General features: G+C 38.9%; 10 protein-coding genes. All 10 read right to left on the reverse strand.

From position 1 onward, the window contains the following. Positions 1 to 7: 7 nt before the first annotated feature. The 10 genes from O3607_RS01905 to O3607_RS01950 all read right to left on the reverse strand — a co-directional run bounded on the left by O3607_RS01905 (position 8) and on the right by O3607_RS01950 (position 15,441). Positions 8 to 973 carry a TIGR01212 family radical SAM protein gene (locus O3607_RS01905; RefSeq protein ID WP_308518835.1) on the reverse strand — a complete coding sequence of 322 codons (966 nt, stop codon included), beginning with the start codon at positions 971 to 973 and terminating at the stop codon, positions 8 to 10. Between the two features lie 39 nt (positions 974 to 1,012). Continuing rightward, entirely contained in the window at positions 1,013 to 2,851 is a 1,839-nt protein-coding gene (locus O3607_RS01910) for a DUF4080 domain-containing protein (RefSeq protein ID WP_371443224.1), read from the reverse strand. Between the two features lie 63 nt (positions 2,852 to 2,914). Further along, positions 2,915 to 3,331, reverse strand: coding sequence for a DUF4229 domain-containing protein (locus O3607_RS01915; RefSeq protein ID WP_371443225.1), 417 nt, complete (start codon positions 3,329 to 3,331; stop codon positions 2,915 to 2,917). Between the two features lie 168 nt (positions 3,332 to 3,499). Continuing rightward, positions 3,500 to 4,948, reverse strand: coding sequence for an Asp-tRNA(Asn)/Glu-tRNA(Gln) amidotransferase subunit GatB (gene gatB / locus O3607_RS01920; RefSeq protein WP_008714014.1), 1,449 nt, complete (start codon positions 4,946 to 4,948; stop codon positions 3,500 to 3,502). Continuing rightward, positions 4,945 to 6,405, reverse strand: coding sequence for an Asp-tRNA(Asn)/Glu-tRNA(Gln) amidotransferase subunit GatA (gatA, locus tag O3607_RS01925; RefSeq protein ID WP_120054819.1), 1,461 nt, complete (start codon positions 6,403 to 6,405; stop codon positions 4,945 to 4,947). Before gatA ends, gatB begins: the two co-directional genes overlap by 4 nt. Positions 6,406 to 6,416: 11 nt before the next feature. Then, entirely contained in the window at positions 6,417 to 6,707 is a 291-nt protein-coding gene (gene gatC, locus O3607_RS01930; RefSeq protein ID WP_004696952.1) for an Asp-tRNA(Asn)/Glu-tRNA(Gln) amidotransferase subunit GatC, read from the reverse strand. A 74-nt stretch (positions 6,708 to 6,781) separates the two neighbouring features. Continuing rightward, positions 6,782 to 8,785, reverse strand: a complete 2,004-nt coding sequence (gene ligA / locus O3607_RS01935; protein ID WP_077708461.1) for an NAD-dependent DNA ligase LigA — start codon at positions 8,783 to 8,785, stop codon at positions 6,782 to 6,784. Positions 8,786 to 8,866: 81 nt separating this feature from the next. After that, entirely contained in the window at positions 8,867 to 11,056 is a 2,190-nt protein-coding gene (gene pcrA / locus O3607_RS01940; protein WP_008714018.1) for a DNA helicase PcrA, read from the reverse strand. A gap of 104 nt (positions 11,057 to 11,160) precedes the next feature. Beyond that, positions 11,161 to 12,102 (reverse strand): manganese-dependent inorganic pyrophosphatase, encoded by a 942-nt coding sequence (locus O3607_RS01945; protein WP_371443226.1) that lies wholly within the window; start codon positions 12,100 to 12,102, stop codon positions 11,161 to 11,163. A 156-nt stretch (positions 12,103 to 12,258) separates the two neighbouring features. After that, positions 12,259 to 15,441, reverse strand: a complete 3,183-nt coding sequence (locus tag O3607_RS01950) for an efflux RND transporter permease subunit (RefSeq protein WP_119208048.1) — start codon at positions 15,439 to 15,441, stop codon at positions 12,259 to 12,261. Between the last annotated feature and the right edge of the window lie 8 nt (positions 15,442 to 15,449).

Consider the following 15,449-nt stretch of genomic DNA (forward strand, 5'->3'; position numbering starts at 1 on the left):
CAACCTCCTAATCTATAAACTTACGAACGGCTTTGCCGTTTAAATAATCACATAAATCACCTTGATGGGCATCCAGTTCGTCTAACTTATCATCAATTAAGTCTTGTACGCGCCACCAACCCATAGACCAATTTGTAAAGAGTGTATTATCTTCAGGCGCTCGCCCAACAAGACGCTGCAGTACAATGTCAGGGTGTAAATGACGGATAAAGTTGACTACACGGTCAGCATATTCTTCTGCACTGATTAAGGTGAACTGACCTTCTTGGTACCACCTAGCCATCAATGTATTTTTCACAATATATAAGGCATGTAATTTAACTTGATCCACACCGAGGGCTGATAAGATACGGGCCCCTTCGATTGTATCCTTCATGGTGTCCCATGGTAAATTTACTATCATATGGGTTGTTACATTAAATCCATATCTCTTAATGCGTAGTACAGCATCAATAAATTGAGCTAAATCATGACCCCGATTAATTTTCTCTAATGTATCATAATTGACCGTTTGCAATCCTAATTCAATATAGATATCCTTTTGAAAGCGATCTCTAATATCAGCCAATATGTCTAAGTATTCATCGGCAATACAATCTGGTCTAGTTGCAATGGCGATACCTACGGCTTCATCGATGCAGCCTTGCTCCATATAGCTTTTAAAATCATCAAGTCCCAAATATGTATTGCTAAAGTTTTGATAATAAGGTATAAATTTTTTCGCCTTATATTTAGGACCTATGTGAGCAATGTTTTCTTCTAATTGCATGCGCACTGTCATCCATGCAGGACGATTTTCATAGCCCGCACCGATTTCACCACAGAAGGTACAGCCCCCTACGCCGGCCGAACCATCTCGATTTGGACAGGTCAGCGGTAAGGCAACAGGCAATTTATAAACCTTTTCCCCATAGGTTTCTTTATAATATTTAGATACCATGCGGTATCGTTTTGGTCTCGTTGTATCGGTCATAACACTCCTATTTAACTAACCAATCATCGCTTGTGAAATTTAACAAGCCTCTATTTCAGGACGTATAAACGGTTTTACCTCTTTATTGACGTCGATAATTACTGTAAATGGTGTATTAGGTACATTCTCTATGCCTAATACATGTGCCGTATCTTCAGACATTGGCATTTCCACGTATTGTTGGCGAATTTTGCGCCATTCTTTGAAGGTATAGTTTGGAATATACTGAGATGCAATCTCTTCGTTGCGCCAGAATGATTCCCCTTCTTGTAAAAGTTCCTTTGTTTGCTTCGGCAAACCAATGGCTTCGCTACGAACCTTGCCACGATAACTTACAAGGGTATCGTATTGTAGTAATTCAGCGGCCACATTGTCCCCCTTAGACAAGAAGAAATTATATAAGAACTCGATTTGGTCGATATCTTTCAAATTAACCTTATGATTTCCAGCATCGAGCCAAGCCTGTGTCATTTCACAGAAATAGGTGAAAGCATCTTTTTTAGACTCCACTTTAGAAGGATCATACTTTTTCATAGGTGGTACATGATTTGTTACTGTATCCTCACCAGTTATAGATGTATCAGTATGTTCCTTAATAAGCTTGCTACCAATATAGCCAAAGACGGTTCTAAAACGCTCACTATTATAGAAGCGCTCAAATACATCTTCAAAATGCTTTAAGAAGCGTACATCTTTATAAGGTAATACATGAGTGGTTAATACCTCATATGGCGCTAACGGATCACTAATATATTGGTATTCCTCCATGCGGCGTACACCAGATCCTTTTAGTAATTTCAAGAATCCTATTTGTAGCGCATGAGGTTGTAGACTGAAAAGATCATTAAAGGATAATCCAAATCGCGCTTTATTTTCGTAAGGTAAACCTACAATTAAATCCATATGCACATGGGTACGACCAGCCTCAATAATAGGACGGATAGCCTTTTGAATGTACGGCCAATCGTTATATCGGTTAATGGCATCTAAGGTTTTCTTATGTGTACTTTGTACGCCCACTTCGATTTGAATACGCCCTGGTGGTGTTTCACAGAGAATATTTGTTTCCCATTCCGTCATGAGCTCAGGCTCCATTTCTAAATGGAAGTTCGTCTCTGTATTGGCATCTCGCATAAATTCCATCAATGGACGATGATGATGTGGTGCACAGTTAAATGTTCTATCTACAAACTTAACTTGCTTTACCTTATGGTCGATAAACCATTGTAATTCTTTAAAAGTTCGCTCTTGTGGGAAGAATCGCACTGTATTCTTATTGCCAGATAAGCAATACTGACAAGAGAATGGACATCCGCGAGAGGATTCATAATAGATGATTTTATGTTCTAAATCCTCCATATCCTCTTCTACATATGGGAATGGAATGGTACTAAGATCTTTAACCTCTACGGCCTCAGTGGATCCCATAAGTTGACCTGTAATATGGCGGCCCCGTACACCAGGGATTTCTTCTCCTAATCCATCCTTACCATTTTGTAATGCACTAATGAGTTGGTAGAAAGCTTCTTCCCCTTCACCTTGTACAACATAGTCTACAGCATGGCAACGATTTAGAATTTCATCGGCAGTGAAAGATACCTCCGGACCACCTAAGATAATTTTAATATCTGGTCGAACTGCTTTCACCATGTCCACCACATGTAAGGTCATTTCAATGTTCCAAATATAGCAAGCAAAGCCCAATACATCTATATTGCGCTCTGTAATATCGCTAAGAATATGTAAAACAGGCATATTAATAGTATATTCTACTATATCATATGCCTGTCCGTGAGCATGCCCGTAGGCTTTGAGATACCGCAAAGCCAGGGAGGAATGTATAAATTTTGAGTTTAATGTGGATAAAACTACGTTCATAGGTCCCCTTTATATCATCGAATGGCTCAGCCACCGTCTAGTCATAATACACATATTATACCATTAAAAGAGCCCAAAGATAAAGGAAACAATAGCACCCACTAAAATGACAACCCCTACTACAGAGAGGATAATGCCACCGAAGAATACAACAGCTGCTAAAACAACAGCTAATATGATAATCAAAATGATGCGACTAAGCCAGCTTGTACTATTAAAGCTATACACCTTAACATGAGGGCCATATTGATTGTACTCTTCACTGCGTTGATACTCTTCATTCATATTACTAGGTGTAGAGTCCACATGAACAGAGTCTCCTACCTCTTCAATAGTTACACCATCAAAGTCACGGCGTTCATCATCAGATAATACTCGTGTATTTGGCTCTCCGAAGTGAGCATTACTACCAAAGCTATCGCTACGTTCATTATTTCTATATATATTTTGATTGTTATTTGTATTGTGTTGATCATTCATTGTTAAGTCCTTTATATGACCAAAAGAATAATTAATTTTATACAACTTATTATATCATATTTTTCTGATAAAAATGCAAATAAATATCCCCTATAGATATAAATTCATATATCTATAGGGGATATTTTTGTTTGTATTACTTTATGTGACTATAGGCTAACGGGCAAATTAGTCTTTCAAGTATTTTTGAAGCAATTGATTTACCATACCTGGGTTAGCACGGCCTTTAGATTCTTTCATAACTTGACCTACTAAGAAACCAATAGCCTTACCATTGCCACCTTTGAAATCTGCCACTGGTTGTGGATTATTAGCAATAACTTGCTTAACGATTTCTTCAATAGCACCAGTATCTGTGATTTGAACAAGACCTTCTTCTTTTACGATAGTATCAGCATCCTTGCCGGATTCCCACATAGATACGATAACTTTTTTCGCAATTTTACCAGAGATTGTACCTTTATCGATAAGAGCAATCATACCAGCCAAGTTTTCTGGGCTTACTTTAGATTCAGCGAATGTTAAACCACTTTCATTAATCATCTTGGACAAGTCACCAAGCATCCAGTTAGCCACAGTCTTAGCATCTGCACCTGCTTTTACAGTAGCATCTAAGAAATCTGCAGTTTTACGAGATACAGTAAGGATTGTTGCGTCTTCACGAGACAAACCATATTCAGATACAAAGCGTTCAATCTTAGCATCTTGCAATTCAGGTAACGCACGACGTACTTCTTCGATTTTTTCGTCCGTAATTACAATTGGTACCAAGTCTGGTTCAGGGAAGTAACGGTAATCGTTTTCTTCATCTTTCTTACGCATACCAATCGTAATGCCTTGAGCATCATCCCAAGTACGTGTTTCTTGATCTACTTTACCGCCAGCTTCGATCAACTTAGCTTGACGCAAGGCTTCATATTCAACAACCTTTTGAATAGCTGTTAAGGAGTTAACATTCTTAGTTTCTGTACGTGTACCAAACTCTTTAGTACCACGCAAACGTACGGATACGTTACAATCACCACGCAAGGAGCCTTCTTCCATACGACCGTCAGATACTTCTAAGTATTGCAAGATGGAACGTAGTTTTTCAACATATGCTCTTGCTTCTGCACCAGAACGAATATCTGGTTCAGATACGATTTCAAGAAGAGGAACACCTGTACGGTTGTAGTCAACGTTAGAAGATTTAGAATCGGAAATAGTGTTACCACTGTGAACGAGTTTACCTGCATCTTCTTCCATGTGAATACGCGTAATACCTATGCGTTTAGTTTCACCATTTACTTCAATGTCCAAATGACCATTTAAGCAAATTGGCAAATCATATTGAGATGTTTGATAGTTTTTAGGCAAATCAGGATAGTAGTAGTTTTTGCGGTCAAATTTATTAAAGTTTAGAATTTCACAATTCAATGCTAAACCAACTTTGATGGCAAATTCTACTACTTGTTTATTTAACACAGGCATAGCACCAGGCAAGCCAAGGCATACTGGGCATACGTGTGTATTTTGATCGCCGCCGAATTCAGTGGTACAACCACAGAAGATTTTAGACTTAGTCTTAAGCTCTGTATGAACCTCTAAACCAACGACTGTTTCGTATTTACTACTCATAGAGAAACCTCCCCAGTTGGTGCTACTAATTGACAGTCCGGACGTGCTTGTTCAAATGTGAAAGCAGCACGTAATAATGTTTCTTCACCCATAGCAGGGCCAAGTAATTGTAATCCAATTGGCAAATTATTGCTACTCATACCTGCTGGGATGCTAATACCTGGAATACCTGCAAGATTTGCTGGTACTGTACAGATATCTTCTAAGTACATTGCTAATGGATCATTAGCTTTTTCACCAAATTTGTAGGATGTATTAGGTGCAGTTGGTGTCAAAATCAAATCCACCTTGGAGAATGCTTCGTCAAATTCGTTTTTAATAAGGCGACGAACTTTCAAGGCTTTCAAATAATAAGCATCATAGTAACCAGCACTCAATACATAGGTACCTAACAAGATACGGCGTTGCACTTCAGGACCAAAGCCTTCTGTGCGAGTTTTAGTAGACATATCTACTAAGTTATCTGCAGGTACCCGCATACCATAACTTACACCGTCATAACGAGCCAAATTGGAGCTAGCTTCTGCCAATGCAATGATATAGTAAGCAGACAATGCATATTTAGAATTAGGCAAGGAAACCTCAACGATTTCAGCACCTAATTTTTTGTATGTTTCGATAGCTTCTTCAATAGCTTTACGAACTTCGCTATTGAGACCTTCACCAAAGAATTCTTTTGGTACACCAATTTTTAGATTTTTTACATCATTTACAAGTGCTGTAGTGTAGTCTACACGAGTGCCTGGAATGGACGTTGAATCTTTAGCATCGTGACCAGAGATGGCATTTAATACTAAAGCAGCATCTGTTACATCACGAGTAATAGGTCCAATTTGGTCCAAAGAGGATGCGAAGGCGATTAAACCATAACGAGATACATTACCGTATGTTGGTTTTAAGCCTACAACGCCACAGAAGGACGCTGGTTGACGAATAGACCCACCAGTATCGGAGCCAAGAGCCCAAATAGCAGACCCGCTGGATACAGCTGCTGCACTACCGCCAGAAGAACCACCTGGTACGCAATCAGCATTCCAAGGATTAGATGTTTTAGCTAATGCAGAGTTCTCTGTAGAGCCACCCATAGCAAATTCATCCATATTAAGTTTACCAAGGCTAATATAATGATTGTTTTGTAAACGTTCAATAACTGACGCATTGTATGGAGGCACAAAATTTTCCAACATTTTAGATGCACATGTTGCAGGTTCATCTTTAATACAAATATTATCTTTAATTGCACCAGGAATACCTGCCAATGGGGAAATAGCATCACCTTTAGCAATTGCTTCATCTACAAGCTTAGCTGTAGCCAAAGCACGATCATGAGAATCGGATAAGTACGCATGTACAGTCGGTTCCACTTTCGCTTTATGTGCAATAACAGCATTCGTCAATTCAACAGCGCTGATTTCTTTATTCACTAGTTTCTTGTGTAATTCATGAATTGTTGCCACAGCGAAACCTCCTATTCTTGTACAACGCGAGGTACTTTAAAGTACCCATCCTCTGCTTCTGGAGCATTGGATAAAGCTAAATCATGATCAAGGGATGGTTTTGTTTCATCCTCTCTAAATACATTGTGCAATGGTACTGCATGAGCCATAGGCTCCACACCATCAAGTTCTAATGCATCTAGTTCAGCAACATAAGTCAAGATGTCGGACAACTCTTTTTCTACATGTGCCATATGTTCTTCCTTAACTTCCAAGCGTGAAAGTAAGGCGATTTTTTTAATTTCCTCTTGGCTGATTTTCATCGAGACACATCCTTTCATAATTATTTATTATAAAGCAAATAATATATATTTTCAAAATATTGTAGAATGTATGATTATTGGATTTCTCCCAGTTCGCGTAGGAGTTCTACAAACTCTTCTTCATTCATAACACGAATACCCAATTCATTTGCTTTAGTAAGTTTACTACCACTGTCTTCGCCAGCAATAACAAGGGTTGTTTTCTTAGAAACAGAACCTGTAACCTTAGCCCCATGAGCTTCAAGAATCTTACCAGCTTCACTGCGACCCATAATTTCAAGTTTACCTGTGAGAACGACGATTTCGCCTTCCATTTGGTTGCCTGCTGCTTCAACAACATCTACAGTCATCTTAAGTCCAGCTTCTGTTAAGCCTTCAATGATTTCTACATGAGCAGGATCTTGACGGTATTCAACAATACTATCTGCCATTGTAGGACCAATCTCTTCTACTGCAACGAGTTCTTCCTTAGTAATAGTCATGAATCGTTCCATAGATTTTACAACACTTGCAATTGTTCCGGCTGCCTTAGATCCAATTAGTCGAATACCAAGACCATATAGTACACGATCTAATCCGCGAGATTTAGAATCTGCGATAGCTTTTACCAAATTCTCAGCAGACTTCTTACCCATTCGGTCCATGGTAACTAGTTGTTCGACCGTTAAATGATATAAATCAACAACATTGGTGATTAATTTGTTATTGATTAGGTTTTCTACAATACTAGGCCCGAGACCATCAATATTCATAGCATCGCGAGATGCAAAATGGATAATTTGTTCCTTTTCAATGGCAGGACAATGTTTATTGGTACAACGAACAGCGGCTTCACCTTCACGTCGGACTGCAGGAAATTCGCATACAGGACATGTATTAGGAATTGTAAAAGGCACTTCAGAACCAGTTCGTTTTTCAGGAACTACGCGAATAACCTCTGGAATGATCTCGGCTGCCTTGTGAATGATGACATGGTCACCAATGCGAATATCTTTTTCATTGATGAAGTCTTGATTATGTAATGTAACACGACTTACATTTGTACCGGATACGAATACAGATTCCAATTCACCAGTTGGAGTAAGAACACCTGTACGTCCTACATTGATAGTAATATCCTTAAGAACGGTTTCTACCTCTTCTGGTGGATATTTGTAAGCTGTAGCCCACTTAGGATCCTTCGCAGTACTGCCAAGTACCTCTTGGTCATCGAAACTATTAACCTTAATTACCATACCGTCTGTATCGTATGGCAACTCATGGCGCTTTTCACCCCAATAATTAATAGCCTCTATGACTTCGTCAATTGTTTTGCATACGCGGTAATGAGGATTTACAGAAAACTTGAACGTTTCTAGACTTTGGAGCAATTCCTCTTGGCTATGAATATTAGCTCCCACTTCAGAACCGATTGCATAGGCAAAGAATGCTAAATTACGACTAGCCGTAATGGCAGGATCTTGTTGACGCAAAGAACCAGCTGCTGCATTACGAGGATTTACGAAGGTAGGTAAGCCCTCTTCATCACGTTCTTCATTTATACGTTTAAATTCACTATGAGGCATATATGCTTCACCGCGAACCTCGATAAATTCTGGCGCATCCTCTAGATATAAAGGAATGGATTTAATAGTACGCACATTAGCAGTTACGTCTTCACCAACGCGACCATCACCACGTGTTACGGCACGTACAAACATGCCGTTCTCATAGTGCAAATTAACAGCTAAACCATCGATTTTAAGTTCTACCACATAAGCAGAAGGCTTATGACCTAATTCCTTCTCTACACGACTAGCAAATGCACGTACTTCATCAGCACTAAATACATTAGATAAGCTCAACATAGGGCGGCCATGGACGACCTTTTCAAAGGAACCTTCTACCTTCATGCCTACCCGTTGTGTTGGCGATGATGGCACAATATATTCAGGATGAGCTGTTTCCAAATCAACAAGCTCACGATATTTTTTATCATATTCAAAGTCACTCATTGTAGGAGCATCTTTTACGTAGTATAAATACTGCGCATGAGTTAGCTCTTGTTGTAACTCTTTAATTCTATCTTTCGGATTCATATTACATCCCTTTTACAGTGCAGTAACACTCTATACGTTCCTTACAAGTAAGGTAAAGAGGTTAACTGCCATACACAAATTTTATCCCTTCTTAACAGGTGCAAATTTTGCCATTACTACACGTACACCTTGTGTGGGGAATTCAATAGTTAGCTTCATACCAGCCCCTTCACCGGCAACGTTGATAACCTTACCATTGCCCCATTTACTATGAATGGCTGTATCACCTACTTTCCAATCAGCAATCACTTCATTGCGAACAATTGGTTTTGTTACAGGGCGACTGGTAACACTCATATGTTGCGGTACATGGCGCTTAATATCATCAGGTACTTTACGCTTAGCACGCAAACCATCTACTAACTCTTCTGGAATTTCATCGATAAAACGAGATGGTAAATAGCTACTAGTGCGTCCAAATACGGTACGCGTAGTGGCATTAGAAATATATAATTCCTTTTCAGCACGAGTAATACCTACATAAGCAAGGCGGCGTTCCTCTTCAATTTCCTCAGGGTTCATCAAGGTGCGGCTATGTGGGAATAAGCCTTCCTCCAAGCCTCCTAAGAATACGATTGGGAACTCCAGACCTTTCGCAGCATGTAATGTCATCAATGTAACTTTAGACTCTTCTTGCTCGAAAGAATCAACATCATTTACGAGTGCTACTTGTTCCAAGAAGTCTTCCACTGTACCATTTGGATTTGTATCTTGGAAGTCTTTAGCTACAGATAAAAGTTCACCGATATTCTCAGCGCGAGCCTGATCTTGTGGATCTGTACTCTCTTCTAATTGTGCCAAGTATCCGGTTCTATCAAGAATAGATTCTAAGATATCAAGTACAGTTTTATCTTCCATTTCAGCTACGAGAGTAAAGATAAGGATACCAAATTCCTCTAACTTTTCCTTTGTCTTACCTTTAATCGTATCTACTAGATGCAGCTGTGTTAATGTCATAAACAAGGACGTGCCATTTGCACGAGCATAATCTTGTAGTTTTGCCACTGTAGTAGCACCAATACTACGCTTAGGTACATTGATGATACGTAATAAGCTCAAATCATCGAATGGATTATATAACACGCGTAAGTAAGCTAAAACGTCCTTAATTTCTTTACGATCATAGAACTTCGTGCCCCCTACCATCGTATATGGCAGAGCCCGTTTAATCAGTGCTTCTTCAAGTACACGAGATTGAGCATTTGTACGGTACAAAATAGCCATATCACCATAAGGCACACCATGAATATCGTGCTTTTTAGCAATTGTATCGCCAATAAAAGCAGCTTCTTCATGTTCAGACTGAGCCGTAAAATGCTGAATTTTAGCCCCTTCTGTCTTATCGGTCCATAAATTTTTCTTAGGACGACCTTCATTATTTTCAATTACCGCATTCGCTGCATCAAGAATAATCTTTGTAGAACGATAGTTTTGTTCCAACTTGATGGATGTACAGTTCGGATAATCCTTTTCAAAGTCCAAAATATTTTGAATATCTGCGCCACGCCATGCGTAAATACTTTGATCAGCATCACCTACAACGGCAATATTTTTCCAATGAGAGGCTAATAATTTAGCCAATAAATATTGAGCATGGTTCGTATCTTGATATTCGTCGATCATAACATAACGAAAACGCTTGCTATATTTATCTAACACAGCCTCATTGGACTGCAATAATTTAACAGCTACCAATAAAAGATCATCAAAATCTAGAGCATTATTCTTACGCAATTCCCGTTCATAATACTCATATACATCAGCAACCTTTTGTTGGTAAAAGTCTCTCGCTTGCTTTCTAAAATCTGAGGCAAATAACAATTTATTTTTTGCATCGGATATGGCACCAATCATAGCACCTACAGGATAGTATTTATCGTCAAGGTTTAATGCTTTTAAAGCAGCCTTAATAACAGCTTGCGAGTCAGATGTATCGTAGATTGTAAAATTACTGTTATAACCTAAGAAGTTATCTAATTCAAAACGCAAGAATTTCGCACAGAAGCTATGAAATGTGCTGAGCCAAATTCGAGTAGCTACATCACCTACTAAACCTTCTACACGACTTTTCATTTCTTTTGCCGCTTTATTGGTAAACGTAATAGCTAAGATTTCATAAGGATTAACACCTTGAGCCAATAAATGTGCAATGCGAACGGTTAACACCTTTGTTTTACCAGATCCAGCACCGGCTAAAATCAATAAAGGGCCTTCCGTATGTTGAACGGCTTGTTGTTGCTCTTTATTTAAACCTGTTAATAATGAATTCATCGGAACACCCCTATCGCCCTTACATATACTATAGTTTCATAATCATATAAATAGAGAAGAAGAACGTTGCAAGCAACGTTCTTTTCCCTTTGTATACTACTATACTATTTCATAGCACCAAGAATTGGTGGTACGATTTGTTTTTTACGAGACATAGTATTTGGCAAGAATACGCCATTGTCTTTAACTTCTTTTTCAAATGCTTTTGTTACTACTGCTTCCACATCACCACTGAATAACAATGTAGTGCTTTCATCAAGAATATTTGTAATCATGATGTAAGATGCATCGTAGTTGTTAGCACTGCGAAGAGCTTCTAACGCTTGTACTAATTCACCTTGTTTAGCCAATACCTCTGTTGTATCCATAACGGAAATTTGACCGATAGAAATCGTTTTACCAGCTTCGGAGAATTCTTTCATATCTGTACGAACGATATCATCATTAGTCAAATCAGAAATATCAGCACCAGCTTTTAACATATCAAGGCCATAAGATTCGATGTCAACGCCAGCGATTTCAGCCAATTTATGTGCCATTTCTTTATCTGTTTCTGTGCATGTTGGAGAACGGAATAAAACAGTATCAGAAATGATAGCGGACAACATCAAGCCTGCAATAGCTTTAGGAATTTCTTGATTGTTTTCCATGTATAATTTAGTAATGATTGTATTGGAGCAACCTACTGGTTCTAAACGCATGAATACAGGACCATCAGTTTCGAAATCACCAATGCGGTGATGATCCACAACGCCGCACATATTCATAGACTTGTAACCGTCAATGATTTGTTTAGATTCATTGTGGTCTGTTAAATATAAGTTACCACCTTCTGGAGCAAATTCTTCCCAATTCTTAACAATTTGAGGGTGTTCAAAACCAAAATGATTCAATACGTATGTTGTTTCCTTATTTGCTTCACCTGCACATACTGGAGTAGCTGGTGTGCCCATTTGTGTTAAGAAATTAGCAAAGGAAATAGCAGAACAAATAGAATCAGTATCAGGGCTTTTATGACCTGCTACATAAGTTTTTACGTCACTCATAATATACCTCTTTTATTTTTAGTTTCACATTTTATATTGACCTAGGTCAATCCGATTTTTAACTATACTATTATATCATAAATTATATAAAAAAACACGCCACTACTAAGTAGTGACGTGTTTTTATCATTCTAAAAAATTATCTAATATAAATGATTAGTGGTGATTTTTTTTGCGGTTTGTAAACAAACCAGGTCCAAGTGTTTCAATGATGATGAACAGCATTGGAATGATAAAGATACCAAACAATGTAGCTGTGGTCATCCCTGCTACTACAGTAATACCCATGGATGTACGAGCACCAGAACCAGCACCAGTAGATACTGCCAATGGCAATACACCAAGGATGAACGCAAAGGATGTCATCAAAATTGGACGTAAACGAATTTTTGCAGCTTCAATAGCGGCATCAACAACGTTCATACCACGTTCGTCAACACGGATCTTAGCGTACTCGATGATTAAGATCGCATTTTTTGCAGCCAAACCAACAAGTGTTAAGAGACCGATCTGCATGTAAATATCATTAGCTAAGGAATATCTGCCTGTGAAGTTCAACAAGAATGGAACTAAAGAAGCACCAATCATACCAGATGGTACGGAGAACAATACGGCAAATGGTACCTTCCAAGATTCATACAAGGCAGCCAAAATTAAGAATACAAATACTAGACCTAAACCAAGAATCATGATGGTTTGAGAACCAGCTTTCAACTCTTCACGAGATTGACCTGCCCAGTCATATGTATAACCGGCTGGTAATGTTTTAGCTGCCGCCTCTTTCAATGCATTAATAGCATCACCAGAGGAATAACCATTCGCTTGAGAGCCACCGATTTGTACAGCCATCGCATTATCGAAACGAGTAATACTAGATGGTGTACCAGTTTGTTCCTTCGTAATATAGTTAGATACTGGAACCATAAGGCCCTTGCTATTACGAACAGCCAGCATATTAAGCTGTTCTGCATTTTGACGGTAAGCGTCTTCAGCTTGAACTACTACTTTATAGTTTTTACCATATGTTGTGAAGTCATTGACTTGAATACTACCATAGAAACCTTGCAATGTAGTAAAGATATCAGCTAATGCCACACCATCTTGAGCCGCTTTTTCACGATTCACATCAAATTGTAAGGATGGTGTAGATGTATCAAAGGTAGTGTAAATAGATTGAATTGCTGGACTCTTACGAGCTTCTGCTAAGAATTCATTAGCACGTTCCGCCATAACTTGAGGGCTGTCACCAGCTTTATTGATGATATACATGCTGAAACCACCAGTAGTACCAAGACCTGGAATAGATGGTGGATTCATGGCAATAACTGTTGCTTCTGGTACGCCTTGTGCAGCAAAGCCAAATGTTTGACCAACCATGGCGTTGATAGATGTAGCTTGTGTTGTACGATACTTCCAGTCGGACATAGTAGCGAAGATTACACCTGCACTAGATTTTTGGCCGCCCCCTAAGAGGTCAAAGCCTGCTACAGTAAATACCTCTTGGAATAATTGCTCATCTTTAGGCTTTTCAGGATCATTCTTCCCTTCTAAGAAAGATGCAATTTTTTCAAGGGTTGCCATAGTACGTTCAGATGTAGCACCAGGTGGCTCATTAACGGCAATCATGTAGTAACCACTATCCTCTGCAGGTACAAAGGATGTTGGTAAGAAGTGGAATACTAAACCTGTACCACCAGCAAAAATTAATAATGCAATAACAGTTAAGCTCAAACGATGGCTTAAACGAGCCAATTGGATACCATACCAATTGCTGAAACGTTCTAGGCCTGCATTGAATTTGTTTAACTGACGATGTACCCAGTCTTCGCGTTCTTTTGACGTGTGAGGTTTTAACATCGTAGCACATAGTGCTGGTGTTAATACAAGGGCGATAATCGCAGAAATAACAACAGATACAGCGATTGTTAATGCAAACTGTTTGTAAAGAATACCTGTCATACCACCCATGAAGGCAACTGGTACGAATACAGCTACCAATACAAAGGCGATACCAATTACAGGGCCTTGTACATTTTCCATTGCTTTAATAGCCGCCTCTTTTGGAGGTAAGCCATTATATTTTAATTCATACTCTACCGCTTCTACTACAACGATAGCATCGTCAACAACGAGGCCGATAGCCAATACCATGGCGAATAATGTTAACGTATTGATAGAGAAATCAAGTAATACGAAAGCCCCAAATGTACCAAGCAAGGATACTGGTACGGCAATCATAGGAATGATCGTAGATCTCCAAGATTGTAGGAACACATATACTACGATAAGAACGAGTAACAATGCTTCTACAAATGTATGCTCTACCTCATTAATGGAAGCACTTACGAATTTAGTATTATCTACAACCACGTTATATTGCATATCTGGTGGGAAAGATTTAGATTGTTCATCTAGTACCTTCTTAACATTCGCAATAGTTTCTAATGCATTCGCATCATTTTGTAAGGAAATAGCAAAACCTGCTACCTCTTTATGCGCGGACTTAGCAATAAAGTCATATCCTTTAGCACCAATTTGAATACGAGCAACATCTTTTAGATGCAATACCTTACCATTAGAGCTTTTAATAGCAATGTTACCAAATTGTTCAGGTGTCACAAGACGACCTTCAATTTTGATAGGATATTGAAATGCTTGTTCCCCATTAGTAGGATTTTGACCAACTGTACCTGCCGCAGCCTGTAAGTTTTGTCCCTTAATAGCTGCTGTTACTTCAGAAATGGTAACACCAAGATTTTGCATCTTCGCTGGATCCAACCAAATGCGCATAGCATAATCAGAACCGAACTCTTGTACAGAACCGACACCCTTAATGGCTTTAATAGCATCCATCATATAGTTGGTAGCATAGTTCTTTAAGAATGTAGAATCATAAGTACCATCAGGTGAGTTCAAGGAGAATACCATAGCCATATCACCAGAAGATTTAGTAGTTGTAACACCAACTGCTTGTACCTCTGCAGGCAATTGAGCAAGTGCTGCTTGTACACGGTTTTGTGTATTAACCGTATCCATATCCGCATCTGTGCCTTGATTGAACTGAACAGTCAAAGAGTAACTACCATTACTAGAGCTACTAGATGTCATATAGTCCATATCTTGTACGCCTACGATTTGTGTTTCAATAACACTGGCTACCGTATCATTAACAACTTGAGCCGTTGCACCTGTATAGGCAGTGTTTACACGAACTGTAGGTGGAGAAATTTGTGGATATCGAGCTATCGGAAGGTTCATCATAGAAATGAGACCTACCAAGGTAATAACAATGGCTATTACAATGGCAAAGATAGGTCGATTAATAAAGAATTTCGACACGATCTAGC

This window comes from Veillonella sp. 20925_1_51, from assembly GCF_041431445.1.
Lineage (GTDB): Bacteria > Bacillota > Negativicutes > Veillonellales > Veillonellaceae > Veillonella > Veillonella nakazawae.

Coding starts and splice junctions, on each gene's coding strand:
- O3607_RS01905 (WP_308518835.1), bottom strand. CDS start 973: ATGACCGATACAACGAGACCAAAACGATACCGCATGGTATCTAAATAT.
- pcrA (WP_008714018.1), bottom strand. CDS start 11,056: ATGAATTCATTATTAACAGGTTTAAATAAAGAGCAACAACAAGCCGTT.
- gatB (WP_008714014.1), bottom strand. CDS start 4,948: ATGAGTAGTAAATACGAAACAGTCGTTGGTTTAGAGGTTCATACAGAG.
- O3607_RS01915 (WP_371443225.1), bottom strand. CDS start 3,331: ATGAATGATCAACACAATACAAATAACAATCAAAATATATATAGAAAT.
- gatC (WP_004696952.1), bottom strand. CDS start 6,707: ATGAAAATCAGCCAAGAGGAAATTAAAAAAATCGCCTTACTTTCACGC.
- O3607_RS01910 (WP_371443224.1), bottom strand. CDS start 2,851: ATGAACGTAGTTTTATCCACATTAAACTCAAAATTTATACATTCCTCC.
- O3607_RS01945 (WP_371443226.1), bottom strand. CDS start 12,102: ATGAGTGACGTAAAAACTTATGTAGCAGGTCATAAAAGCCCTGATACT.
- ligA (WP_077708461.1), bottom strand. CDS start 8,785: ATGAATCCGAAAGATAGAATTAAAGAGTTACAACAAGAGCTAACTCAT.